This window comes from Methyloglobulus sp., assembly GCF_964779595.1.
Genome location: NZ_CBAROL010000022.1, coordinates 14,825 through 39,401, shown reverse-complemented (window position 1 = coordinate 39,401; position 24,577 = coordinate 14,825). Strand labels below are relative to the sequence as shown.

General features: G+C 44.2%; 20 protein-coding genes. 8 read left to right on the top strand and 12 right to left on the bottom strand.

The window, feature by feature from the left end; all coding sequences use genetic code 11:
• Positions 1 to 119: 119 nt before the first annotated feature.
• On the top strand, positions 120 to 563 hold the full coding sequence (locus tag AC1YY3_RS08995) for a hypothetical protein (RefSeq protein ID WP_482194426.1): 444 nt from the start codon (positions 120 to 122) through the stop codon (positions 561 to 563).
• Positions 564 to 594: 31 nt separating this feature from the next.
• Here the strand turns inward: AC1YY3_RS08995 and AC1YY3_RS08990 are convergent, their stop codons facing one another.
• Entirely contained in the window at positions 595 to 4,947 is a 4,353-nt protein-coding gene (locus AC1YY3_RS08990; RefSeq protein WP_482194425.1) for an AAA domain-containing protein, read from the bottom strand.
• Between the two features lie 168 nt (positions 4,948 to 5,115).
• Here AC1YY3_RS08990 and AC1YY3_RS08985 point away from each other — a divergent pair, with 168 nt between their 5' ends.
• Positions 5,116 to 6,201 (top strand): HNH endonuclease, encoded by a 1,086-nt coding sequence (locus AC1YY3_RS08985; RefSeq protein ID WP_482194424.1) that lies wholly within the window; start codon positions 5,116 to 5,118, stop codon positions 6,199 to 6,201.
• 319 nt (positions 6,202 to 6,520) lie between these two features.
• Here AC1YY3_RS08985 and tusC read toward each other — a convergent pair whose 3' ends face one another.
• The 6 genes from tusC to AC1YY3_RS08955 form a co-directional block, all read right to left on the bottom strand.
• On the bottom strand, positions 6,521 to 6,877 hold the full coding sequence (gene tusC / locus AC1YY3_RS08980; protein ID WP_481824848.1) for a sulfurtransferase complex subunit TusC: 357 nt from the start codon (positions 6,875 to 6,877) through the stop codon (positions 6,521 to 6,523).
• Positions 6,878 to 6,908: 31 nt separating this feature from the next.
• Positions 6,909 to 7,298 (bottom strand): sulfurtransferase complex subunit TusD, encoded by a 390-nt coding sequence (gene tusD, locus AC1YY3_RS08975; protein ID WP_481824849.1) that lies wholly within the window; start codon positions 7,296 to 7,298, stop codon positions 6,909 to 6,911.
• A gap of 64 nt (positions 7,299 to 7,362) precedes the next feature.
• Positions 7,363 to 8,199 (bottom strand): quinoprotein dehydrogenase-associated putative ABC transporter substrate-binding protein, encoded by an 837-nt coding sequence (locus AC1YY3_RS08970; protein WP_481824850.1) that lies wholly within the window; start codon positions 8,197 to 8,199, stop codon positions 7,363 to 7,365.
• A 125-nt stretch (positions 8,200 to 8,324) separates the two neighbouring features.
• The gene (locus AC1YY3_RS08965; RefSeq protein WP_482194423.1) at positions 8,325 to 9,068 is read right to left on the bottom strand and encodes a TorF family putative porin; all 744 of its coding nucleotides are present in this window, start codon (positions 9,066 to 9,068) and stop codon (positions 8,325 to 8,327) included.
• 96 nt (positions 9,069 to 9,164) lie between these two features.
• Positions 9,165 to 11,978 (bottom strand): excinuclease ABC subunit UvrA, encoded by a 2,814-nt coding sequence (uvrA, locus tag AC1YY3_RS08960; protein ID WP_481824852.1) that lies wholly within the window; start codon positions 11,976 to 11,978, stop codon positions 9,165 to 9,167.
• 192 nt (positions 11,979 to 12,170) lie between these two features.
• Positions 12,171 to 13,022 (bottom strand): MOSC domain-containing protein, encoded by an 852-nt coding sequence (locus AC1YY3_RS08955; protein WP_481824853.1) that lies wholly within the window; start codon positions 13,020 to 13,022, stop codon positions 12,171 to 12,173.
• 168 nt (positions 13,023 to 13,190) lie between these two features.
• On the opposite strand from AC1YY3_RS08955, the gene AC1YY3_RS08950 reads away from it, so the two are divergent.
• From AC1YY3_RS08950 to AC1YY3_RS08925, 6 genes are all read left to right on the top strand, one after another.
• Complete coding sequence (locus tag AC1YY3_RS08950) at positions 13,191 to 14,495, top strand: NAD(P)/FAD-dependent oxidoreductase (protein WP_481824854.1); 1,305 nt, start codon at positions 13,191 to 13,193, stop codon at positions 14,493 to 14,495.
• 51 nt (positions 14,496 to 14,546) lie between these two features.
• Positions 14,547 to 15,077 carry a YcxB family protein gene (locus AC1YY3_RS08945; protein WP_481824855.1) on the top strand — a complete coding sequence of 177 codons (531 nt, stop codon included), beginning with the start codon at positions 14,547 to 14,549 and terminating at the stop codon, positions 15,075 to 15,077.
• A 107-nt stretch (positions 15,078 to 15,184) separates the two neighbouring features.
• A complete protein-coding gene (locus AC1YY3_RS08940) occupies positions 15,185 to 15,721 on the top strand; it encodes a hypothetical protein (protein WP_481824856.1) in 537 nt (178 codons plus the stop codon).
• A gap of 107 nt (positions 15,722 to 15,828) precedes the next feature.
• The gene (locus AC1YY3_RS08935; RefSeq protein ID WP_481824835.1) at positions 15,829 to 16,248 is read left to right on the top strand and encodes a hypothetical protein; all 420 of its coding nucleotides are present in this window, start codon (positions 15,829 to 15,831) and stop codon (positions 16,246 to 16,248) included.
• Positions 16,249 to 16,339: 91 nt separating this feature from the next.
• Positions 16,340 to 16,525 carry a hypothetical protein gene (locus AC1YY3_RS08930; protein WP_481824834.1) on the top strand — a complete coding sequence of 62 codons (186 nt, stop codon included), beginning with the start codon at positions 16,340 to 16,342 and terminating at the stop codon, positions 16,523 to 16,525.
• Positions 16,526 to 16,687: 162 nt separating this feature from the next.
• Positions 16,688 to 18,583: an ATP-binding cassette domain-containing protein gene (locus tag AC1YY3_RS08925; protein WP_481824833.1), complete on the top strand. Its 1,896-nt coding sequence runs from the start codon at positions 16,688 to 16,690 to the stop codon at positions 18,581 to 18,583.
• 182 nt (positions 18,584 to 18,765) lie between these two features.
• Here the strand turns inward: AC1YY3_RS08925 and cysN are convergent, their stop codons facing one another.
• From cysN to ispH, 5 genes are all read right to left on the bottom strand, one after another.
• Positions 18,766 to 20,388, bottom strand: a complete 1,623-nt coding sequence (cysN, locus tag AC1YY3_RS08920; protein ID WP_481824832.1) for a sulfate adenylyltransferase subunit CysN — start codon at positions 20,386 to 20,388, stop codon at positions 18,766 to 18,768.
• 41 nt (positions 20,389 to 20,429) lie between these two features.
• Positions 20,430 to 21,338, bottom strand: coding sequence for a sulfate adenylyltransferase subunit CysD (gene cysD / locus AC1YY3_RS08915; protein ID WP_481824831.1), 909 nt, complete (start codon positions 21,336 to 21,338; stop codon positions 20,430 to 20,432).
• A gap of 121 nt (positions 21,339 to 21,459) precedes the next feature.
• Positions 21,460 to 23,064, bottom strand: a complete 1,605-nt coding sequence (locus AC1YY3_RS08910) for an NAD(P)/FAD-dependent oxidoreductase (protein WP_481824830.1) — start codon at positions 23,062 to 23,064, stop codon at positions 21,460 to 21,462.
• A 72-nt stretch (positions 23,065 to 23,136) separates the two neighbouring features.
• Positions 23,137 to 23,532, bottom strand: coding sequence for an RNA-binding S4 domain-containing protein (locus AC1YY3_RS08905; RefSeq protein ID WP_481824829.1), 396 nt, complete (start codon positions 23,530 to 23,532; stop codon positions 23,137 to 23,139).
• 3 nt (positions 23,533 to 23,535) lie between these two features.
• Complete coding sequence (gene ispH / locus AC1YY3_RS08900) at positions 23,536 to 24,480, bottom strand: 4-hydroxy-3-methylbut-2-enyl diphosphate reductase (protein WP_481824828.1); 945 nt, start codon at positions 24,478 to 24,480, stop codon at positions 23,536 to 23,538.
• Positions 24,481 to 24,577 lie beyond the last annotated feature (97 nt).

Below are 24,577 nucleotides of genomic sequence, written 5' to 3'. Positions count from 1 at the left end.
ACATACGCATGTTCAGATGCTGATATTTTTATATAAAGTCGGTAAGAGTTAGGTGCCTATACTTATTAGGTCAATAGTTAAGCATTCGCTTAAAGGGACTAAATTAAAGGTACTTAAAAATGAACTTATCTAAAATAAAAAATAGTTATTCGCAATTCCAAGTTATCCAACACGAGGTAGCAACTGACCCTAACTTGAGGGTATATGGGCCCTTTCTAGGCCTATATATAGTTTTAAGCATAATCATAATTCTGGGGAATCCGTCTCTTACTCATAAACTAGAAGGTTTAGCTGGATTAGCTTTTATGGGGATATTTGGTCTAGAGGTTATGGTTGCGTGCGTTAAGGACTTCGGTCGTGTGCTGTTCACTTCCCTAGCATCACTGAGTGCGTTGTTAACCTTGCTCGCCAATATCATTACACAACTCAGCATCCTTGGCGTTATTTACAAGTTCAATATAGATCTAAGTTCCATGGATTGGGAGACTAAGCGTAGTCTATTAGAATCGATTGTATTTATGGTGGTGTTTGGTCAGGTAATTATTAATGCGGTAAAACGGTAATTCATAAGGCAGCCACTTGGCTGCCTTATTTTCATCTGAATCTACTGTATGACCTATATGCTTTCTTCTTATGGCTAACAGGTGCGCCTGGTTTAGTTTTACAGACCAAACATATCAGTCCAAATCCACCTTTACCACTACCTAAGTTTTGGTCAAAAAACTCAGCCTTAGCTTTTACTTGGTCGCACTTTTTGCAATGCTTACTGGATCCGTCACCTAAGTTTTCCGCCTGATCTCGAATGTCAGCTATAAGCGCTACATCATCGTCTTTTGAGGCAGACACAACCAAAGCGTAAAGTCTCTCAGATATTACACTTACAGGGTCTTGTCCCATATTGAATCTATTGATTCGAAGGAACTTGTATCCGTAAGATTCCAATGTCATTTGACGCTCAATGTCTTCTGGGCGGTAGTACTGGTCCCAGTTACCTTCATTAACCTTCTTGCGCTCAATGAAGTGCTCCTGGAAGCCATCATATTCAATCACAATGTTAATTACGCTGTCGTCAGCATGGTATCTCAATAGGAAATCACAACGATAAGCCGGTTGCGTATAGTACGGGTCTAGTTGACGCAAATAATCACCGATAGGGAATTGTGCAATCAATTCCACACTTTCGTTATTCTTTTGATAAAACTCTGACTTAGATATCCAGTCTAAAACTTTACGCTCCATCGGTGAGGCCGGATCAGTATCCGCCGCTTCAGGAAGTGACTTGTCTTTCAAGATGTTATCGTAGTGATTTAACACTCTACCAATTGACCCTTTGAATTGGTCGATTGGTTTAGATAGCACGAAGTGGATAGTCTCTTTAGCACGGCTAAACCCTACATTTAGGCGTTGTAGCCGAAGCTTATCCTCAATGAGATCCTCAGCATTACCTAACTCAACTGGGAATATGTAGTTTAGGCCATCTTGTTTTGATGTGGCCACTAAGGAGTAGTAAATGATGTCGCGTTCTTCGCCCTGGCACGAGTCAAACGTCATAATCTTCAACCGCAGTTCTGATTCAAATTTAGCCGCATATGAATCAGAGAACATCATTCTCGTCAGCAACTGCTGCTGCTCACGGAATGGCGTAATGATGCCCACTGACAGAGGTGATTCGGTATCAACTAACTCCTTTAATTGTGCCAAGATAAACTCAGCTTCAGGCGTATTGATATTGCGATATTTCTCGGTACGATCGTCCAACTCTAAAACTGTAAATTTAATCACATCTTCAATGGGTTTACCCCTAACTTTAATAGCTTGGAGCTGACCACCATAGAACGTTTTGCTTGAGAAGCTTATTAGTTCTTGGTATCCACGGAAGTGCTTACGCAACATTTCCGTATAGTTAGCAATTAAGTCAAAGAACTCTAACACCGACTTTTTAACATCAAATTGTTTTAGACGCTGAATCTTATCGGTCGCTGTTCCGATATTTTGTCTAAAATGTTGTTCCAATTCTGACAGGTATCTTTGATTCAACTCGTTGCTGGCGTTAGCAGACTTAACGTTCGAGAACTGCTTTTGGTCCCCGAATACAACTACTGTCTTAGCACGTAATAGTGCTGGGAATGCTTGAGCCACGGAAACCTGACTACCCTCATCAATCACGACAACATCAAACATCCCTTCTTTAAGCGGAACGTATTCAGCGAAGTCTCTAATGCCGGCAATGATGCAGGGGAATGCATTCTTTAAGTCATCAAACGTGTCTTTAGGGAATTGCTGTTTAGCCTTAATAACCGCGCCTAACGACTTGGCCGTTGCACGATGATTGTTAGTGAAATCCAAGAAGCGCTTATCAATTTCATGAGCTAATTGCGACGTGTATAGCTGTTCCAATTCCGCAGAAGCGCCCACGTAGTCAAATACCGGCACTGATTCTAGTTTGCCTTTAATCTTATTCCACAAGATGGCATACCTTGCAAAGCTTTGAAGTTTGGCAAGACTGTCTCCAGTCAAATCAAAAGACTCACCAGCATCAATCGTTCGAAGAAATATCTCTACAAAGCTACGTAATGGATTTAAATCCACTGCATCTTTGTTTTTAAGTAAGAGTTTATATACATCAGATCCAGCGTATACCGGCAAACCAAGTTCGCTAAGCTCAGCATTCATATCCGATAACGTTAGACTGACATATCTAAGCTCGCTTGTTTTTTTATGTAAATCAAGCGTAAGGTCGCAGGCTAATGCTTGTCCAACGGTCACATTCAGTGCGCGTGCTTTTGATCCAGTAAATAAGAATCCCAATACAGGCCAGCGCATCGAGTCATATTCCGCAATGAATCCTTGCAACACTTGTTGGTTACTAGGATTAATGACTCTAAATAGCTTTAAGGCATCGCCATTGGTTACTTTTGGATGCAAGCGATAAGCTGCAACTCTGACCTTTAGCTCAGCTAACAATAAGGGCATTGATGATAAGTCAAAGAGGCCGTCCGCAAAACTTAGTAAATCAGCAGTTAATAAGGCCAACCCGGCAGCCAAATCATCTAGGAGTTTCGGTTGCTTAGGCTCGCGGAGTAGCGCTAGCGAATTAGGGTGTGTTAGTCCAATAGCATGTTCAATCTCATGCATTTCTTCAATTTCTTGAATAGAAATTCCACCGTAACATCCCATCGTCTCAGTTATATTTCGACTGAGTGCAGTCTTATGCTCGTCTATTTGGACCAGTAACTTACCGTTATTTGATTTAGCCGCGCGGTAGTGATTCTGAATACGTTCTTGAGATGATGCTGATATTAGTTTTGCATAGGTGCTGGTGGTGCGACCTAACCTAAGGATTGGATCTGGGAATTCATCTCCAAGTCGTACGCTTTGAAGTGCATGTTTAAGCTTATCTTGAACGACATCAAGGGCTTCCTGCTTATCTGACAGCACTAATATGTTCCGACCTTTTAGTATGCAATCAAAAGCAATGGCGGTAATTGTGTGAGACTTGCCCGTGCCTGGAGGGCCTTGGACCACAATATATTTACAAGCAGGATCCGCAATAGCCATAAGAACTTTGCGCTGTTCTTCATTAAGTGGAATGGGGGTTTCAGCCACCAATCTCTCTTGAGGCGGCAATTCATCCCACCCATCGTGAACTTGTTGCTTAAAGCTGACAGGATCCTCGTTTAAAAATCCATTAATGATATTTAGGAATAGCTCACCTACGCCACTTTGTTCGCCGTTGACAATGGTAAGCAGCTCTTCGTAGTCATTAAGTAAGGACTCATCGGACTTATCGAATATGCCAAAGAAAGCTGAATTACGCATCTTAATAAGGGCGGACGATGCGGTTTGCAGTGTATTTTTCCGCAAATCAAGCGAGGTGCTTAAGTCAAAAGCCGGCGTCATTTTAATCAACACCTTTTCCATGGCGTCTAGCAGTGACTTACCTTCATCAAGGTAAATGATCCTGTCTTCGATTGGGCTTAAGGCTATGCGTGCTGATGTAGATTTTTGTTCCTGACATACATAGTCAATGGCACGCTTATTGACGTAAAGATGAGGGTCAAACTCTAACTTGAAGTCTGCATTTTTATCATCTAAGGTAACTGTGGCTGGGATATAAAAAACAGGATACGCCGCATTGCCAAATCTCAATTCACACAGGTAAAGATAGAACTGTAAGTTATCGCCAGTACGGGAATAGTTTAGTAGGTCTCGAACCTCTTGGTAGGCATCTGCGGTAGCAAACGATTCAAAGAAATCCTTCACTCGTTGCTTTGCCTCTTTTTCAGAGAATAGCTCGTTTAGAATCAGATTAGCTGGATCCTGATTGCCTGAAACTATAAAGGTGTTTAAGGCGGAGGGGAGTTGTTCAAGAACAGGGGCAGCCAGCACATCGGCTAACTCTGTTTCAAGTTCGTATACTGAATCAATAACTGAGTATGCCTGTTGTCTAAACGGCCCATCCAGTAGCGCTAAAACAGGTGCTACGATTAACTGGCTAACTAACTCAGCGAATGCCGTTTGAACTTCTTCAATGTATTTCTCTGGATTTTCAACGGCTGAACTACGCTTCCTAACCGCGAAAGCTATAGTTTCTGATTTAACTCTATCAAATGAGTCTAATTCCAAGCTATCAATCTGCTTAGAGATTAAATCCAGTAGAACTGGGCTTATAGGTGCGGTGTATCGACCTTTAGGGATGCGAAAGGTGAAGCCTTCGGTTGAGGGTTCTGATATTAGCTTCCAGATTGCTGCGTTAAGCCCCGCATATTTGCGTAGATGGACTCCGCAGCGGAAACCCGTGTCTGTTTTCGTCTGAATCTTACGACGAGGAGCCTGCTGCCGTTTGAAATCAGTTTCAAGGAAATCTAGAAAATAGCGACTAACTTTCTGAGCAAAACCCTTAAGGTCACTCGCTTTATCTACCGGACTGCTAGCTTGGTCTGCCATTATTGTTTTTCTGCCAATTATTTACTGAGATATTACCTTATAGACCTAAATGTAGCTAGGCACCTCAACCCAACACTTACTTTAATAGCTATACCAATCTAAGGCCAGTATACCGGCGAACTTCTTTAATTTTTATTAGGGGAGTTCATCCCCGGAAAGGTATTTGTAATGACTCAAGATCAAATAGTTGGATTGTTTTCGGAAGGTAGCTTGCATGATGAAGGCCTAACTCTCTGTACTAACCCTGAGTTCGACTCTGCGGATCTATACCTATTTTGGTGTGAGTCGGCAGGAATGTTTAAGGCGGGTATCTCTAATAAAGTAGAAAAAAGGTTATTTGAAGTAACAGATCCAACCTCAATTAACTTTGATAAATCAATTTATTTCAGGTTTCCCACCCGAGATTGGGCAAGGGCGATGGAATTGGCGTTACATGCCCGCTTAAAGTCAGGAAAGCATCACGTAAAGCCTAAGGTTGTTTATCAAAAATTTAATGTATCTAGCGGACATACTGAATGGTTTTACAATCGAGCCCATGCTGAAGCTTTAGCATACATCTTTAATCAAACCAAATCAGGCTTAATGCCTCTTGTTAAGCAAGGAATTATGTCCTCAGATGCAAGCATAATGGCGAGCATCGACCGCAGAGCCTGTAACATAGCGGCTAGGCTTGTTAGAGACTCTAAGTCTGAGTTTAGCCGAGGTCCTGATATGGGGGATGATTGGTCTGATGATGGGCACCTAAAATCAAATGGATATCGATATTTTAGCGATTGTGAAACCAGAGCTTACATAGGTATATTCAAAGAGACGCTTGTTCATCGGATGTTATGGTTGTTGCGTAAAGGCGACATTCCTGCAGGTATGGATGTCGCGTTCATCAATGGCGAAAAGACTGATATACGGTTATCAAATTTACGTCTTGTATCTTCAAGCATTCGCAAAAAGGAGCTATTTAAATCCGATAAGGCTAAAGCTGGAAAAGTTAAGTACCACGAGAGCAAAAATCACGCTATGGTGTATGAAGGTGATGATGGTCTTAAATATAAGCTATGTAAAGGGTGCGGCGAAACCAAGCTTACTTCTTGTTTTTATATAGATAAAAAGGCAGGTATAGCCGGAGTGGTTCAAACCTTGTGCAAACCTTGTTCAAACGCACACAAGAATGCACGATCAAAAGCACGTAGATTACATCTAAATGGAGGAGTTCAACTAAAGCGCGGACCGAAGCCAAAAGCTAAAATTCAATCTTAAGTAGGCATTAGTTTAGTCAATTCAAAGCAGCCTTTCGGGGCTGCTTTTTTCATCGGGGCTCCCAATCAAGTCTAATGCAACACTAGGGTAGGTATACCTTATCTTTATGATTTATATCACTTTGTGCGTCAGAGACATAATAGCGGAATGGAACTAAAAAAACTCATGGTTAATCCTCACTGTTTGGGTTATGGTATTTCACGTATTCATTTAGTAAATCAATAAGTTAACTCATTTTAATGGATGAGTAATCCATACTTTACCAGTCTATACAAGCTTAGTCACTATTTACCCTACAAATTAACTGAGTTGCAGTTTGCTAACCGGTTAAAACTAGATCGAATTGTTTGAAAAAGTCACCGATTTTAGCTCTTGGAATTGCTACTACAGATTCTGCTAAACTAGCTACACTTAGTCCGCGCTCTTGCAAAGATTCAGTCTCTGCGTATAACTGGTTGATGTCGTAGAGCGGCAGGGCTTTATAGATTGTCGCAGTCGCTTTTAAATTTGCGAGTTCTGGTTGTTGCTGCTCTTTTAGCTGAAATACGGCGTTATCGAATAATAAGATGCTGACTTCTTGGTCGAATGCTGCCACAGTCATGATGATATCGAGCATCTCCTGTACGTATGCGCCGTTGTGAGGTGGTTTTCTGAGGGCAAATAAGATTTTTTTCACGGGTTTGATTTGTCCGATTTTGCTCAATAAGTTAGCCAAATATAATCACGCGGTCTGCTTCTATTAGTGCCTCGATCCATTGTCCTAAGCCACCAATGCGAAATTCCGTCGCTAGATCATCGTCTTGCTTGCCCTGCCGCTGCGCTTCATCGCTGCATAATAAGCCACGTCTTTGAGCGGCGGAAATGCACACCACGAGGTCAATATTATGTTGCTTGGCTAATTCACTCCAACACAGGGTTAGATTAAGTTCGTCGTCAGGTGGCGTTGTGTATTTGAAGGCGTGATAAATGCCTTCATGGTAAAAAAATACCCTGAATACTTCATGTCCTTGCGCTACAGCTGCCTTAATGAATTGATAGGCACTGTGTCCGGTATTAGATTGGTAGGGGCTGGCGTTAACTTGGATAGCAAAGCGCATTGTCTAGTTACTGACTGATTTTTGTACTGAGCATGGAAGTATCTATACAAATGCAATCAAATGCTTACAGCAACGGAATGTTATAGCTTGCGATTATTGCTTTGATTTCTTTGGCTTTTTTAACAATCAACTGATCCAATACGGCTTTTCTTGGTTTATCTGATTTTCTAACGCCCATCGACATCGGGAAATCAAACTGCATCCCTGGGGTTGATTTCATGGGAATGACGGTATAGCTGTTTTTGGGGCTTTGCGAAATAATATATCCCGCCATTGGTCCCCAAATAATCACCATATCGATTTTTTTAGCCTTAAGGTCTTTGGCAATCTGCATGGCGACGTTGTTTTCATCATCACCGGACATGCTTTGGTAAGGGATGCCGTAGTCGAGCAAACCGCTTTTTTGCAACCAAGTTGTTCCAGGACCTTGGTCAAACATGGCGATCTTGAGTTTTTCCTGTCTATCTAGCGAAACATTGGTAAGCTGGGCTGCATCTAAAGCAATATCATCCCAACCACGACCTTTGGCAATAAGTAACACGTAGGTAGACTGATAGTAAGGAATAGTGGTCTCTGTCAGATCGTAGCCAGCAGGTAAGCCCATCACCACATCGCATTTGAATTCGGTGCTGTCCACATCCGTTTCTTTTATCGGAGCCATTAAGGTATTGCGGATGAAGCCTATACGTTGCGGAAACCAGGTATATTCAACGATTTGCTTTAGCTCTTTTGCCAATAACTCGGCAATTTTGTTTTCAAAGCCATCTTTCTTTTTGGAGGAATAAGGTGGATTAAGCGGGTCAGCACAGACTTTGAATTTATCTTCCGCAGTTGCTATAGCTGTTGCAGTTAGCAGAATTAATCCGGCGGACAGGTGGCAAAGTAAGGGTAGGGGACGCATCAAACACTCCGTTATGGTCTTATCGGTAAACATAAGACAGTTTACTTCATAAGACTTTATGGCAGAAATATAAAATGTGGCAAGTTTTTGTGCGGTTATTAAGGCAATATTCGCTTAGGCTTAAGCTAAAATCCCACAGAAAGTGAGAATACGAATGAGGCATGAATAACTTCAGGATCATACTTCCAGTTTGCTGGACCTTTTGCTTCTACTAATGTGGTTGCCTCAAACGCGTGCATATAGCGCAAATCGGCTGCGATAAATTTGTATCGCGCCGTGATGCCGGTATTCCAGTACAAATAATCATATTCCAGCACTTCTTCAACTTGACTGTAACCAACACCGGATGATATTTCCAAATAATCAGTCAGGGGATACCTGGCGGTGAGTTCATAGTCGCCGGTCACATTGTTTTGACTGTAAAAGTCATCGGAAATAGAAGCTCTCAGGGTAAGTAAGTCGCGGTAATTTAGGAACGCATGGAACTCGTTGTAATCGGCTAGTCGCCCGAAAATCTTGCCGTCATAAAGATAGCGTGTCCACTGCACATCAACGCGCCAGTCATCAGCCAGTTTATGTGTGTACCCTAAATACGGTGCGAATTCGACAGTGGAGGAATCGTTAAATTTGCGGTCGCCGAAGTCTACATTAGAAGCAGAGGCACCTAAATAGATGCCGGATGAATGTTCATAATCAAGATTTCCCTGAATGGCATAACCATTTTGGGTTTTGGTGTAACCACGACCTACATAATTGGTTGCGCCTGTTAAAGTGCCGTGAAGATCGGCGAAACTTACGTGAGGGACTAATAAGATCGGAAGCCAAGTACACAAGCGAATAAAAAAAAATATCCTTTCCGACAACTCCATAACGCTTTCGTGACACTCATATTAAAACAGTAATGGTCAATTAATTGTGATGGTTTGTCAAACTTAGTTAAATTATTCCCTATACAGTAGCCAATTTTAGAAAAACCGTTGCAAATAAACCCCAGTAAAGGAGGCCGGATTTTGGGAAACTTGTTTCGGTGTGCCTTCGGCAACTAACATACCGCCACCATCACCGCCTTCAGGGCCCATATCAATAACCCAATCGGCAGTTTTGATGACATCCAGATTGTGTTCGATGACGACGACGGTATTGCCGTGATCTCTCAGCTTATGCAGCACCGTAAGCAATTGTTTAATATCGTGGAAATGCAAGCCAGTTGTGGGTTCGTCGAGAATGTATAAGGTTGTTCCGGTATCGCGTTTGGATAGTTCTTTGGCGAGTTTAACCCGTTGCGCTTCGCCGCCAGAAAGCGTGGTGGCGTTTTGTCCTAGGGTGATATAGCTTAAGCCGACTTCCATCAAGGTTTGCAGCTTACGTGACAGGGACGGCACCGCGCTGAAAAATTCGGCGGCATCTTCGACCGTCAACTCCAGGATTTGGGTGATGGTTTTGCCTTTATATCGGATTTCCAAGGTTTCGCGGTTGTAACGCTTGCCTTTGCAACTGTCGCATTGCACGTAAATATCCGGCAAGAAGTGCATTTCCACTTTGATTACGCCATCGCCTTTACAGGCTTCGCAGCGACCGCCCTTGACGTTAAAGCTGAACCGACCCGGCGTGTAGCCACGCGAACGCGATTCATGGGTGGCGGCATACAGTTCGCGTATCGGTGTGAATAAGCCAGTGTAAGTGGCAGGATTCGAGCGCGGCGTACGGCCAATCGGGCTTTGGTCAATATCGACCACCTTGTCAAAATGCTCCAGCCCGTCAATACCATCGCAAGGTGCAGGAATGATGCCAGCACGGTTTATCAATCGGGCGGCGTGGCTGTAGAGCGTGTCATTGACCAAGGTGGATTTTCCCGATCCCGACACGCCCGTCACGCAGGTTAACAAGCCGACGGGAATTGAAATAGTGACATTTTTCAGGTTGTTACCGTGGGCATTGCGTAGTGTGATTTGTTTTTTCGTATCGATAGGCGTGGTGGTTTTTGGTACGACAATGCCAATCTTCCCTGATAAATATTGCCCAGTTAACGATTCACTGTTATTGAGAATATCATCAAAAGTTCCTTGTGCAACGATACAACCGCCATGCACGCCTGCACCTGGGCCTATATCGACAATATGGTCGGCTGAACGTATGGCATCTTCATCATGCTCAACAACAATCACCGTGTTGCCCAAATCACGGAGTCGGAACAGGGTGTTTAACAAGCGTTGGTTATCGCGTTGATGTAGGCCTATGGACGGCTCGTCCAGCACGTACATAACGCCCACCAAGCCCGCGCCGATCTGGCTGGCAAGCCGGATACGCTGGGCTTCACCGCCGGAAAGCGTATCGGCGCTGCGGTCTAAAGTCAGGTAATCCAAGCCCACATTCACCAAAAATTCCAGCCTTTCTCTAATTTCCTTGATGATTTTTTGTGATATTTCGCCGCGTTTACCAGGCAAATTCAGCTCGTTGAAAAAAGCCAGCGCTTGCCGGATAGGGTAGCGAGTCACCTTATGTATCGGTTTGTCGTCGATAAATACATTCCTGGCGGAATTGTTTAACCTCGCACCATTGCACACTGTACAAGGCTTTTGGGATAAATATTTTGCCAGTTCTTCACGTATCATTGGTGAATCGGTTTCGTGATAACGCCGTTCCATATTGGCGATAATACCCTCGAAAGCATAGCGTCTTTTAGTTGCAGTACCGCTAGTATTCAGATAGGTAAATTCAATGATTTCCTTGCCACTACCGTAAAGGATGATAGCTTGGATGTCCTTAGTCAGCTTGGAAAATGCCATTTCAGGATCAAAACCGTAGTGTTTTGCTAGTGAATTGATAATCTGATAATAGTACGCATTACGTTTGTCCCAGCCACGGATTGCACCACCCGCAAGACTTATATCGGGGTTGTGGATAATCAGTTCGGGATCAAAATGCTGTCTTACTCCCAAACCATCACAACTACTACATGCACCTTTAGGATTATTGAAGGAGAAAATACGTGGTTCAAGCTCCGTCAGGCTATAACCGCACAGCTTACAAGCGTAGCGTTCGGAAAATATATGTTCACTATTATCGTCAAGGCAAACCGCAATGGCGATGCCATCAGCAATCCGCAAAGCAGTTTCAAACGATTCCGCCAAGCGTAGTGCAATGTCTGAGCGAATTTTAAAGCGGTCAACAATGACCTCAATTGTATGTTTCTTTTTTAAATCCAGCGTCGGTGCATCATCCAGATCGTAAACCACGCCATCTATCCGCGCTCTGATAAAGCCTTGCGATTTTAAATCGTCCAGTAATTGTAGATGTTCGCCTTTGCGCTCATTGACTATCGGCGCAAGCAGCATCCAGCGCTGGTCTTGCGGCTGCGCCAGAACCGAATCAACCATCTGGCTGATGGTTTGGGCTTCTAACGATGTTTGATGTTCAGGGCAGCGCGGCGTACCGGCACGGGCATACAACAAACGCAGATAATCATAAATTTCGGTGATCGTGCCGACCGTTGAGCGCGGATTATGGGAAGTGGATTTTTGCTCAATGGAAATAGCCGGAGATAAGCCTTCGATATGATCGACATCGGGTTTTTCTAAGCGTGACAAAAATTGCCTGGCATACGCTGAGAGAGATTCTACATAGCGCCGCTGTCCCTCGGCATAAATGGTATCGAAAGCCAGCGACGATTTCCCCGAACCGGACAAGCCCGTGATAACGATAAGCTTATCCCTGGGCAGGTCGAGGTCGATATTCTTCAGGTTATGCGTTCTGGCACCACGGATGCTGATCGTATCCATTCGTAAAGTAGGGTTATATAAACAACCCAGTAATATACGATTAAACGTGAGTTAAGACAAACAGCAAGTATTTGAATACGGATGAGAGATGTTTGCTTGACGGTAAAATACGGAGCTGTCGGTATCGTTAACCCAATAAAGCAAGATCGTTTGGTTGTCGGCTATTTGGCAACCAAACTGACATCGCTAAATTCAAGCTTCAATGGTAATCAAATCACCTCGCTTAACCCAGCCAGGTGTCAACACCCGCGCATACACACCCACACTGGGCAATTCTTTACCTGCAAAAGACACCATCGGTTTGTTTTTGGCGATGCCGTTTTTGAAGATGCCATTGTCTTGGGGCAAGTCGCCTTGAGCTAAGGTAGGCATGACGCAGCGTGGACAAGGGTCTGTTATTTGCAGACGTAAGCTATCGCCAATTTTAACGGTCTTGCCTACCCAGTCATTTTCCACGAAACCTTCTTGTCCTGACGTATCGACCATAATGTTAGGACGAAAGCGCCGGACTTCAAACCGACCTTCAGGATAATGATGTTGCATGGCGGCTATGGAGCTGGTGGTTAACAGATGCAATGCGGCATAGTCGAAAAATGTGCCTAGCGGTGCATCGCCAGCGACGGCTTCATTGGAAACTTCATTGGCTTCGCCTTCGTATTCCGGCCAAAATTGTTCCAGTTTGGCATCTTTGTGGGATTGGGTTTGTAACACGACCTTATGCCCTAAAAACTGTGAGAGCTTATCGTTAATGTCGCTTTGGTCACTACGTAACACCGTGCCATCAGGCAAGGTAATCCAAAGTGCTTGCAAACTACCTTGCGACGGCGGAGTAGCAAAAGTAGCGCGGTAAGTGAAGAAATCAGGCCATTTTTTGGGGTTTTTTGCACTGACAACTTTGCCAGTTTCGACATCAACCAGCGCGTAAGCGCGGTCGCCCATAAGGCCGCCTACACTTATTTCAGCGCCATTCAATTCTTCTCCCATCATGGATTTAACCGGATAACGCCAAAGCGTTGCGACGGTTGCGGATGTGTTGTTGGTCATGTGTTTTCCTTATCCTTATGTTATTGACGGACTTAGCATAAAACTATTATCGAATCGATGCAATAATGCGAGCATCGAAATTAGCTTAATTTGGTAAGCCCGATTTTATCAACTATTCCCTATTGATAGTGATAAAATTCAACCAAAAACAAGAGGAGGGCGCGTACATTGTCAGAAAATAATAACAAACATAAGATAGTGATCGTAGGTGGCGGTGCGGCGGGGCTGGAGCTTGCCACCAGTTTGGGGCAAAAGCTAGGCAAAAAAGGCTTGGCAGAAGTCATGTTGCTTGACGGCACTTCCACGCATATCTGGAAGCCGCTACTACACGAAGTTGCCGCAGGGACACTGGACGAGTCTGAGCAGGTCGAATATCTCGCGCAAGCGTACCGCAATAAATTCCGCTTTCGATTAGGAAAAATGGAAGGGCTCAATCGCAAGAAAAAGGAAATTTACGTCAGCCCAACCTTAAGTGAAAGCGGTGAAGAGCTGATTCCAAAGCGCACATTCAGTTACGATACCTTGGTGATGGCAATCGGCAGTGTCAGTAATTCCTTTGGTATCAAAGGGGTGGAAGAACATTGCCTGTTTTTGGATACCACTTCACAAGCGTTCAAATTCCAAAAGCAACTGGTTGAATCCTACATTAAGAATCATGCTGGGGCAGATGCTGCAAAGAATAAACAACTTTCGATTGCTATTGTGGGTGGCGGAGCAACAGGCGTTGAACTATCCGCAGAGCTACACGAAGTGACTGATTTACTTGCAGTTTATGGCTTGAATGAATCCAGTAATGTCAAATTGACCATCATTGAAGCCGCACCGCAATTGTTACCAGCCTTGCCAAGCAAACTCGCTACAGCAACACAAGATCAGTTAGCAAAGCTTGAGATTGACCTGAAACTGGGTTGTCGTGTGATCGAAGTGACCAAAAAAGGCATCAAAACCCTGGATGGCGAAACTATTCCGGCAGACCTTAAAGTATGGGCGGCAGGCATTAAAGCACCGGACTGGGTAAAACGTCTGGATGGGCTGGAAACCAATCAAATCAACCAATTAGTTGTTGATGAAACTCTAAAAACCAACGACGACAATATCTTTGCAATTGGCGATTGCGCCGCGTGTCCCTGGCCTGGACATAAGGGCAATGTGCCACCCAGAGCGCAAGCTGCCCACCAGCAAGCGACAACCTTGTGCCAGTCCATCGTCAACCGTTTGTCGGGTGCTGCACTGGTAAAATATAAGTATCACGATTACGGTTCGCTAGTGGCATTGGGCAAATATTCCACAGTCGGTAATTTAATGGGCAACCTGATGGGAACAGTTACTATCGGCGGATTTATTGCCCGAATTGTCTATCTGTCACTCTATAAAATGCACCAAGTGGCGATACACGGCTATTACCGCACCGCATTGTTAACGCTGTCGAATTTGTTCCGGCGTAGCGCCCATGCAAAAATTAAGATGCACTAATTTATAGGTTCGCATTGCCACATCCCTTAACCTTTCACCCACATAAATACCATGCTTGAAATAGAATACGAGTTCAGAGAAGAAGACTTAAACCATTATAACGAAATGCGTTTTAAGCAAACTGAGGAATACCGCAATCAGGTCAAAAAGAACCGCTGGATAGTGCCGGGCATCATGATGTTGATAGGCACGTTCTACTATTACTACTACGGCGATTTAAAAGCAGCCTTATATATCATGCTAGTAGCCGTACTTTGGGCACTGTTTTCCCCCAGAATCATCTTGCTCAATGTAGGTCGGCAGGTACTTAAATCCTACACCCACAAAGAAAAAAAGAGCATGTTCGGTACATATACACTAACTATCGACCCTGCCAACCCTAATTTCCTGTACGAAAAATCGCCCAGCGGCAAAAACAAAATGGCTTGGTCTGAGTTAGTCAGGGTGGATCACGCAAAAGGGCATGTATACATCTACCTCGACTTGAGTACCGCGTTGGTCATTCCCGAAGAAACCTTGAAAAGAGGCGATTTACAAGCGTTTGCCAAGCAGGTTGAGAAGATGATTGAGTTGCATGGGTAGGAATCATCTTATGATTATCTGCCCAATATGTTTAAAACAAATTTCCGAAATTCCATTGATCTTATATTTAACATGCGTGATGAACTCTATTTGATTAAGGAGAAGAATTGGGAATAAAGACAAAAGGTGAAATTACGTTTGAAAAGTTTTGCACAGATAACGGATTATCATTTGAAAAAATAGAAGAAGAAACTACACCAACACCGGACTATTTGATCACAGTCGAAGGTATAAAAATCTATGTTGAAATTAAACAAATCGACGAAGATAAAAAATTTGCACCGGAAGGAATGTTAAGAACCCCAGGATCTCATATCCGAAAAAAAATTGAAGATAAGAGAACTCGAAATCAAATGAGAGTTGCGTGCAATAAGGGCTTTTCTACTATTCTATTAGTTTACAATAACCTAGACACTAGTCAGGCATTTGGTACTGAACAACATGATTTCAGGGCAGGAATGTACGGAGAGCTTACGATTTATTTTTCTAAAGAAAATAACTCAATGTCAAAGGTTTACCATGGGCAGAATCAGGTATTACGTATTGATAAGAATGAATCCTTCAGTGCAGTAGGCTGGCTATATACAAATCAAAATGGTACTGGAGTTCATATATATGAAAATACGTTTGCTAAATACCTATAAATTTTGATACTCTTCCATCTTGCATTCAATTTAACCGTGTCAAAATAGATGATAATCTAAATACATAAGTTACAGTCCTCTACTTATTTAACTTATCAAACATTATTATGTGGATTGAGCCAAACCAGAAAACTTTCGGCACAAAGGATAATTTAATCAAAAATATTAAGATATTTATTTTAAATTCAATATTTTTATGCAGTTGTGCAACAGTTGGCACTCCAAAAATGATTGCACCAGATACATATATGATCGTTGGTAGTGGAACTACAAATGCACTGCATAATATGGAAGATAAGTTCTTAGAAGGAATGCAAAAACACTGCGAATCATTGGGAAAATTTCCTCTCCTAAGAAAAAATAATATTCATACAGAAGTTATGAATGCATTTGGTGATAAGACTTATAACGGCTCACTTATATATGAATGTGTAAGTACAGATGAATACAAAAAATCAAAACACCAATTTGATGAAGTATCGCCAATTCAACGCATTGAGAAAAAAGTAATAATTGAAAGCAAATAATCTTTTTTAAATCCCCTAATTCAGTAGCGAGTAGGGCGCATTAGCGGTAGCGTAATGCGCCGCATGTTAAAAACATGAAGGAGAATATTTTATGCCGACAGTTAAGGAAAGAGTTTCTGAAATAATCCAAGCCCAACCTGACGACAGCAGCTTTGATGAAATTCTGCGAGAACTTGCTTTTTCTCGTATGGTAGAAAGAGGCTTGGCTGATTCTCGGCTAGGTCGAACAATCACTAATGAAGAAATAGAACATCGAATCATGTCATGGCAGAGTTAAGCTGACGTTCCGCATGTCCGCAATCCCTGCCGGAAAGACGGTTTTTTAACCTTAGCGATATTGCTAAACGTAAAGAGTTTTTGAAAGTTCCCATAATAATGATGTTTTTTGTAGTGCTATTTTCATCCGCAATCTCTGATTCTACCCTGAAACCCTTACCCCATGCTAAATTTTAAAAACATCGCCCTGCGCCGTGGTGTGCGGGTGTTATTTGCTAATGCTTCGTTTACCATCCACAAAGGCCAAAAAGTCGGTTTTACCGGAGCCAATGGCGCGGGTAAATCCAGTTTGTTTGCGTTGATAAGGAATGAACTGCATGTGGATGAAGGCGACTTTTCCTTGCCGCCAGGGCTTGAAATAGCCCATGTTTTGCAGGAAACGCCAGCAGTAACGTCTTCCGCCATTGATTACATCATGGATGGCGATAGTGAATTACGGCGTTTGCAACAACAATTAGCGGATGCAGAAACCAGCCACGACGGCTTAAAGCAAGCAGAACTCCATGCTGCACTTGAAAACATCGGCGGCTATACTGCACAGGCGAAAGCGGCGCGATTGATGAATGGCTTGGGGTTCAAATCCGAGCAGGAAAATAATCCCGTGAATTCCTTTTCCGGTGGTTGGCGGATGCGGCTTAATCTGGCGCAGGCCTTGATGTGCCGTTCCGATGTGTTGTTGTTGGACGAGCCGACCAACCACCTGGATTTGGATGCCGTGATCTGGTTGCAAGACTGGTTGTGCAAATACGATGGCACGTTATTGCTTATCTCGCATGACCGGGATTTTCTCGACACCATCGCCACGCATATCGTCCACATCGAGCAAAACAAGATAGACATCTACACCGGCAATTATTCGGCGTTTGAAAAAATGCGGGCAGAAAAACTGGCGCAGCAGCAATCTGCTTACCTCAAGCAGCAACGGGAAATTGCCCACATTCAAAGTTTCGTTGACCGCTTCAAAGCCCAGGCTACCAAAGCACGGCAAGCACAAAGCCGGATCAAAGCACTGGAACGTATGGAAGTCATCGCGATGGCACATGTCGATTCGCCGTTTGATTTCAGCTTTCCCAAACCTGGACGGATGCAAAATCCATTGCTGCAATTGGATAAAGTTGACATCGGCTACGGGCAAACCAACGTGATTCAAGGCGCGAGTTTGTCCATATCGCCCAGTGATCGCATCGGCTTGTTAGGGCCAAATGGCGCGGGTAAATCCAGCTTGATTAAGGTGCTGGCTGGCGATATGCAACCAATATCAGGAATCCGGCTTGAAGCCGAGGCTCTCAATATCGGCTATTTTGCCCAGCACCAACTAGAACAATTGCGCTTGGATGAAAGTCCATTACGGCACTTGCAAAGAATAGACCCAAAAGCCACGGAAAAAGACTTGCGTAACTATTTGGGCGGGTTTGATTTTCGTGGTGATAAAGTAACAGAAGCGGTCAGACCATTCTCCGGTGGTGAGAAAGCCCGTTTGGTGTTGGCGATGCTGGTCTATAAAAACCCCAACCTGTTGTTGTTAGATGAGCCGACCAATCACTTAGACTTGGAAATGCGCCATGCTTTGAGCGTAGCTCTGCAAGATTATCAAGGTGCGATTATTCTGGTTTCACATGACAGGCACTTGTTACGGACAGTCACCGACCAGTTTTTATTGGTTGGCGAGGGCAAAGTGCAGCCATTTGACGGCGATCTTGACGATTATCGGCTCTGGCTGGCAGAACGCAAAAAAGTGGAAGATAATTCTGCTAATGATATTACGAGTCCAGTAGTTTCCCGCAAAGATCAACGAAAACAAGACGCAGAATTCAGGCAAAAACAAAAACCCTTATTGGATGCCTTGAAAAAAGCCGAGCAAGCGGTAGAAAAATACCATAACGAACAACGTCGTTTGGAAGCCGAACTGGCTGATCCAGAAATTTATACGGATTCTGAAAAAAATAAGCTAAAAAAATTACTGGCGCGTAAGGCGGAAGTCGATAAGGCACTGGATGCCGCCGAAACAGACTGGATGGAAGCAGAAGAACGCTTGGAAGCAGCAAAAGTTGAAATGTAAAGAAACTCCAAGTCTTTTGGCAAGTTCAGTATGAACAGGTTGCGTTGATTTCGTTCGCGGTAATCCATAGGCATTCAGGAGAGTTTTGCCGCGCTATGAATGAAAGCAACCAGCTAAAGACTCTCCTAAGATTAGGCTATAACAACTTGAAATATTTAACTTTTTGTGTTAATTAGAGTATTTTAATGAATGACTGCTTTAGCTTTCAGCACAGCATAAATATCATCAATTGACTGCTTATTGGTGTCAAAACTCATCTCTGTCAGCACACTATTTTCTATACAAAGGCAGAGCAAACCAGCGTTTTTGATGGCTGCAATTAAAGCTGCGTCAGGTGTTTCCAGTACAGTCGCAGCGTGGCCGTTATCAAATAATTTTCTTTCCAGTTGATAGGCGAAATCTTTGCTGTTTGTGCCAGTTAAGGCAATTGCTGTTGCTATTTGACTAAAACGGGCGGCGCGGTCGGCTACGCTGACTGGCTTTAAGTCTTCATCGTCGGTAATTCCGGTAATCATGCCAGCACCGACCGTGCCGTTGGTCAGGCGGTCGATAATGATAAAGGAACCGGTCCACTTGCTATTTTTGTAAGGATCGAATACGACGGGGGCAGTGACGGAAACCGTGCAAGAGCCTATCTCGTTGAGCTTGAGTTCATTGGCATCATGATGTTCCAGCGTGTTGACATCAATTCGGTGATGAATCAGGGAAATAGAGCCATACACGCTGCGAGTTGCCAACTTGATAGCGTACTGACGACCTGGAGTGAGTGGTTTTTCTGCCATCCAGACAATACTGGCCCTAAATTTGTCAGAGACGATTGGGGCTGCTTTGTTGTTGCCGACCAGCATATCGCCACGGCTGACATCAATTTCATCTTCGAGTGTAAAGGTGACCGCCATCGGTGGAAACGCTTCTTGAATATCACCTTCATAAGTGACGATAGCCTTGATTTTGCTGCTCTTGCCGGATGGCAGGGCGGTAACAACATCGCCTTTGTGGAACACGCCTGACGCCACTGTGCCGCAGAAACCACGGAAATCAAGATTTGGGCGGTTGACGTATTGCACGGGAAAACGTGCATCTTCAAAATTATGGTCGTTGGCGATTTGAATGGTGTTCAACGCTTCCATCAACGGTAAGCCCGTAAACCAAGGCATGTTCTCGCTAGGATTGACAACGTTATCGCCATCCAGTGCGGACATCGGGATAAAGCAAATATCGTGCAAATCGAGTGTGCTGGTGAAGTCCAGGTAATCCTGTTTGATCTTGTTGAATACATCTTCGCTATAGCGCACCAAATCCATTTTGTTGACGGCAACGATGATGTGTTGGATGCCCAACAAAGATGTAATAAAACTATGTCGTTTGGTTTGTGTCTGTACGCCGTAACGGGCATCAATTAGGATGATGGCAAGGTCACAGGTTGACGCACCGGTTGCCATGTTACGGGTGTATTGTTCGTGTCCTGGGGTGTCGGCAATGATGAACTTGCGGGTGGACGTGGAGAAGTAACGGTAGGCCACGTCAATGGTGATGCCTTGTTCACGTTCTGCTTGCAACCCGTCTACCAGTAAAGCGAGGTCGATTTTACCCGCGCCTGTGGTGCCGGATTTAACGCTGTCGGCTTGTACGGCAGCCAACTGGTCTTCATAGATCATTTTGGAATCGTGCAGCAATCGGCCTATTAAGGTGCTTTTGCCGTCATCGACGTTGCCACAAGTCAAAAAACGCAGCATTTCTTTGTGTTCGTGTTGGGCTAGATAGGCGTTAATATCAGAGCTGATGAGTTCGGATTGGTGGGACATATTTAATCTAAATTCCTGGGATAAATGCAGTATGGTGCGATTTAGAAGTAACCTTCGCGTTTTTTCTGCTCCATAGAGCCGGCTTGGTCGTGGTCGATCAAGCGACCTTGGCGTTCTGATGTTGTCGTCAGCAGCATTTCCTGGATAATTTCAGGCAATGTTGTTGCAGTCGATTCGACCGCACCAGTTAGCGGATAGCAGCCCAGGGTACGGAAACGTACCATTTTCATTTCGACCTTATCATCAGGGCCAATCGGCATACGTTCGTCATCCACCATGATTAACATGCCGTCTTTATTCACAACGGGGCGTTCTTTGGCGAAATACAAGGGAACTATAGGGATGCTTTCCAGGTGGATGTATTGCCAGATGTCCAATTCAGTCCAGTTAGACAGCGGAAACACCCGAATACTTTCGCCTTTATCAACCGTACCGTTGTAGATATTCCACAATTCTGGACGCTGGTTTTTAGGGTCCCAACGGTGATTTTTGTCTCGGAATGAGTACACACGTTCTTTGGCACGGGATTTTTCTTCATCACGTCGCGCTCCGCCGAAAGCCGCATCAAACTGGTATTTGTTCAGTGCTTGCTTGAGGCCATCGGTTTTCATGACATCAGTATGCTTTTTACTGCCGTGCGTAAACGGCCCTATACCTTGCTCGACACCGTCCTGATTAATGTAAACCAGCAAATCCAAGCCGAGATTTTTTACCATTTGGTCGCGGAATTCAATCATTTCCTTGAATTTCCAGGTGGTATCAACATGCAGCATTGGAAAGGGTGGAACGCCTGGATGAAAGGCTTTCATGGTCAAGTGCAACATGACTGCTGAGTCTTTTCCGATGGAATAAAGCATTACCGGCTTTTCAAATTCGGCGGCAACTTCACGGATGATGTGGATGCTTTCAGCTTCTAGTTGTTTAAGGTGTGTGAGTTTGTAATCGGTCATTGAGTGTTTGTCGTGGAATCTAGGGAGTGATTGCTCAGAAATACTTGGAAAATGTTCAGGTGGCTCATTTTAGTTGGAAAGGGTCTTTATTACCAGAATTGAGTCTTTCCGATTAAGTAAGCTACCTGTTTTCAACCATATCAAGTGCCAAAGCCTCAGCTACTTTAATGCCATCGACCGCAGCAGATAGAATTCCCCCTGCATAACCCGCGCCTTCTCCGGCCGGATAAAGCCCTTTAGTGTTGATGCTTTGGTAATGTTCATTGCGTCTGATGCGGATAGGCGATGAGGTGCGCGTTTCTACACCGGTTAACATGGCATCCGGCATGGCAAATCCAGGAATTTTTTTATCGAAAGCAGGAATGGCCTCACGAATGGCTTCGATAGCATAATCTGGTAAGGCTGAAGCTAGATTACACAGATGCACTTCAGGCAAATAGGAAGGCATCACCTTACCGAATGCTGTCGATGGGGTGTTCGCCAGAAAATCGCCCACTAACTGCCCTGGTGCTGAGTAAGTCTTACCGCCAAGAACGTACGCATGGGCTTCCAAACGCCGTTGGTAATCAATGCCTGCCAGCGGGTGTCCAGGATAATCCTCCGGCGTAATGCCCACAACAATACCGCTATTGGCATTGCGTTCATTCCGGGAGTATTGGCTCATGCCGTTGGTGACCACATGTTCTGCCTCGGAGGTGGCGGCAACCACCGTGCCGCCTGGACACATGCAAAAGCTGTATACAGAACGGCCATTTTTGCAGTGATGCACCAGCTTGTATTCGGCTGCACCCAGTATAGGATTACCGGCATTGCTACCAAAACGGCAAGTATCTATCAAAGATTGCGGGTGTTCTATGCGAAAACCGACAGAAAAAGGCTTGGCTTCAATGTATACGCCTGATTCGTAGAGCATTTTGAAGGTATCTCGTGCGCTATGTCCGATGGCAAGTACAATGTGATTACATTCAATGGTTTCGCCATTAGTAAGGGTAACGCCTTGAACTCGCTTGTTTTCGATTTCGATATTATCTGCACGGCTTTGAAAGCGGATTTCACCGCCCAGCGATTCAATCGTCGCCCGCATTTGTTCCACCATCGTCACCAGTCGATACGTACCGATATGGGGCTTGCTGACGTAAAGAATTTCGGCAGGCGCACCTGCTTTTACGAATTCTGTGAGTACTTTCCGCCCATAATGGTTGGGGTCTTTGATTTGCGTGTACAGTTTGCCATCCGAAAAAGTACCCGCGCCACCTTCACCAAATTGCACATTAGATTCAGGGTTAAATTGCCGTTTTCGCCATAGGCCGAAGGTGTCTTTGGTGCGTCCCCTGACTTCCTTGCCACGCTCGAGGATGATCGGACAAAATCCCATCTGCGCCAGGATTAAACCCGCAAATAAACCGCAAGGCCCCGTGCCAATTACAATTGGTCGTGTCGAAAGATTCTTGGGTGCTTGGGTGACAAAACGATAAGACGTATCTGGGGTGGTTGAAATTTTCGGATCATCTTTTAAACGCAATAAGATGCTTTCCTCATTTTTAGTTTCTATATCAAGGGTATAGATGAGGTGGATGTCGTTGCGTTTACGGGCATCATGGGCGCGGCGAAATATCTTATAGGTAATTAGGTCTTCTTCGGCAATTCCTAGCCGAGCTAAGATGGCGGATTTGACTGCGTCTTCCGTGTGATTTAAGGGGAGTTTGAGTTCGGTGATTCGCAACATTTAGATAATTAGTGGCTTAATATTGACCATTTATGATGGTTAAAGGCACAAAAAAAGACAGTTTATGTCGAGTTAATCCTGTTTAAAACGATGAATCAATCGGCGTTCTTTCTTGTTGGGTTTGTGGTCGATTCCTGTAAAGTTGAACAGCTCTTTATTATCGCGTTCTAACTGGATTTTTTGTTGTCGCAGGGCGAGACTTTCTTGGGTTTCTTGATAGAGCAGGACGGCATCCTTGGTAGAACGCCTTTGTCCTGTGGTGGTGGCAATGGTTATATGCCAGCTATAACCACTTTTGTTGATGGTGACTTCGACACCAACCTTGACTTCTTTACCAGGTTTCGTTCGCTGCCCGTTGACATGGACTTTACCCCCATTTATGGCATCTGTTGCCAGTTTGCGGGTTTTATAAAATCGAGCAGCCCACAACCATTTATCCAGGCGGACTGCATCAACTTCCGCTGTCACAAATCAAGCCGTTTTTTTCAATCCTCTGGGTAAGGAGAATACGACTTTTTCCTCAATACCTTTGAGTTCGACGGCAGTTTGTCCACCCCATGCTTTCAATTGGTCAATCACTTCTTGCACCAGGACTTCGGGTGCAGAAGCACCAGCAGTAACGCCGACGACTTTGCTGCTGGCAAACCAGTCTCTTTGCATATCCTTGGCGGTGTCTATCAGGTAAGCGGGTTTCCCTAATTGTTCAGCGATTTCCCGCAAGCGGTTGGAGTTGGAGCTATTTGGTGAACCAACAACCAGGATGGTGTCTGCGGTTTTGGAGAGGTCATAAACCGCATCCTGGCGGTTTTGGGTGGCATAGCAAATGTCGTCCTTTTTTTGTTCTTGGATGGAGGTAAAACGCTTTCTCAATGCGTCAACCATCACTTTGGTGTCAGTCATTGATAAAGTGGTTTGGGTGACATAAGCCAGATTATCGGGGTTATTGACCTTCAAACTGGCGACATCAGCCGGTGTTTCAACGAGATAAATACCACCATTTTTTGAGCATTTATCATATTGCCCCATCGTGCCTTCGACTTCTGGATGTCCAGCATGACCTATTAAGATCACTTCACGGTCAGATTTGGCATGTTTAGCGACTTGTATATGTACTTTGGTAACGAGAGGACAGGTTGCATCAAAAACAGTCAATTTGCGCTCCACCGCTTCTTTTTGAACTTGCTTGGATACGCCGTGAGCACTGAAAATAAGGTAAGAACCCACTGGAACATCGGAAATATCTTCGATAAAAATAGCACCTTTTTCTTTCAAACCGTCAACAACTGTGCGGTTATGCACCACTTCATGCCGGACATAAATGGGAGCACCGAAGGTTTCAAGAGCCTGATCGACAATATCAATGGCGCGGTCAACACCGGCACAAAATCCACGAGGGTTAGCGAGTATGATTTGCATGGCTATATTTCTTAGGTTTAGTTAGTTGAGGCTATTTTAACTCAACATCGTGTTAGATACGATGATTCCGTTAGGAATGTCGCTATTAGTGTGTCAT

What these genes read in the sequence shown, in the direction of transcription:
- cysN (WP_481824832.1), bottom strand. Translation starts at nt 20,388, where the DNA reads ATGTCCCACCAATCCGAACTCATCAGCTCTGATATTAACGCCTATCTA.
- AC1YY3_RS08985 (WP_482194424.1), top strand. Translation starts at nt 5,116, where the DNA reads ATGACTCAAGATCAAATAGTTGGATTGTTTTCGGAAGGTAGCTTGCAT.
- uvrA (WP_481824852.1), bottom strand. Translation starts at nt 11,978, where the DNA reads ATGGATACGATCAGCATCCGTGGTGCCAGAACGCATAACCTGAAGAAT.
- AC1YY3_RS08945 (WP_481824855.1), top strand. Translation starts at nt 14,547, where the DNA reads ATGCTTGAAATAGAATACGAGTTCAGAGAAGAAGACTTAAACCATTAT.
- AC1YY3_RS08965 (WP_482194423.1), bottom strand. Translation starts at nt 9,068, where the DNA reads ATGGAGTTGTCGGAAAGGATATTTTTTTTTATTCGCTTGTGTACTTGG.
- tusD (WP_481824849.1), bottom strand. Translation starts at nt 7,298, where the DNA reads ATGCGCTTTGCTATCCAAGTTAACGCCAGCCCCTACCAATCTAATACC.
- AC1YY3_RS08990 (WP_482194425.1), bottom strand. Translation starts at nt 4,947, where the DNA reads ATGGCAGACCAAGCTAGCAGTCCGGTAGATAAAGCGAGTGACCTTAAG.
- AC1YY3_RS08955 (WP_481824853.1), bottom strand. Translation starts at nt 13,022, where the DNA reads ATGACCAACAACACATCCGCAACCGTCGCAACGCTTTGGCGTTATCCG.
- AC1YY3_RS08910 (WP_481824830.1), bottom strand. Translation starts at nt 23,064, where the DNA reads ATGTTGCGAATCACCGAACTCAAACTCCCCTTAAATCACACGGAAGAC.
- AC1YY3_RS08995 (WP_482194426.1), top strand. Translation starts at nt 120, where the DNA reads ATGAACTTATCTAAAATAAAAAATAGTTATTCGCAATTCCAAGTTATC.
- AC1YY3_RS08925 (WP_481824833.1), top strand. Translation starts at nt 16,688, where the DNA reads ATGCTAAATTTTAAAAACATCGCCCTGCGCCGTGGTGTGCGGGTGTTA.
- cysD (WP_481824831.1), bottom strand. Translation starts at nt 21,338, where the DNA reads ATGACCGATTACAAACTCACACACCTTAAACAACTAGAAGCTGAAAGC.
- AC1YY3_RS08970 (WP_481824850.1), bottom strand. Translation starts at nt 8,199, where the DNA reads ATGCGTCCCCTACCCTTACTTTGCCACCTGTCCGCCGGATTAATTCTG.
- AC1YY3_RS08935 (WP_481824835.1), top strand. Translation starts at nt 15,829, where the DNA reads ATGTGGATTGAGCCAAACCAGAAAACTTTCGGCACAAAGGATAATTTA.
- AC1YY3_RS08930 (WP_481824834.1), top strand. Translation starts at nt 16,340, where the DNA reads ATGCCGACAGTTAAGGAAAGAGTTTCTGAAATAATCCAAGCCCAACCT.
- ispH (WP_481824828.1), bottom strand. Translation starts at nt 24,480, where the DNA reads ATGCAAATCATACTCGCTAACCCTCGTGGATTTTGTGCCGGTGTTGAC.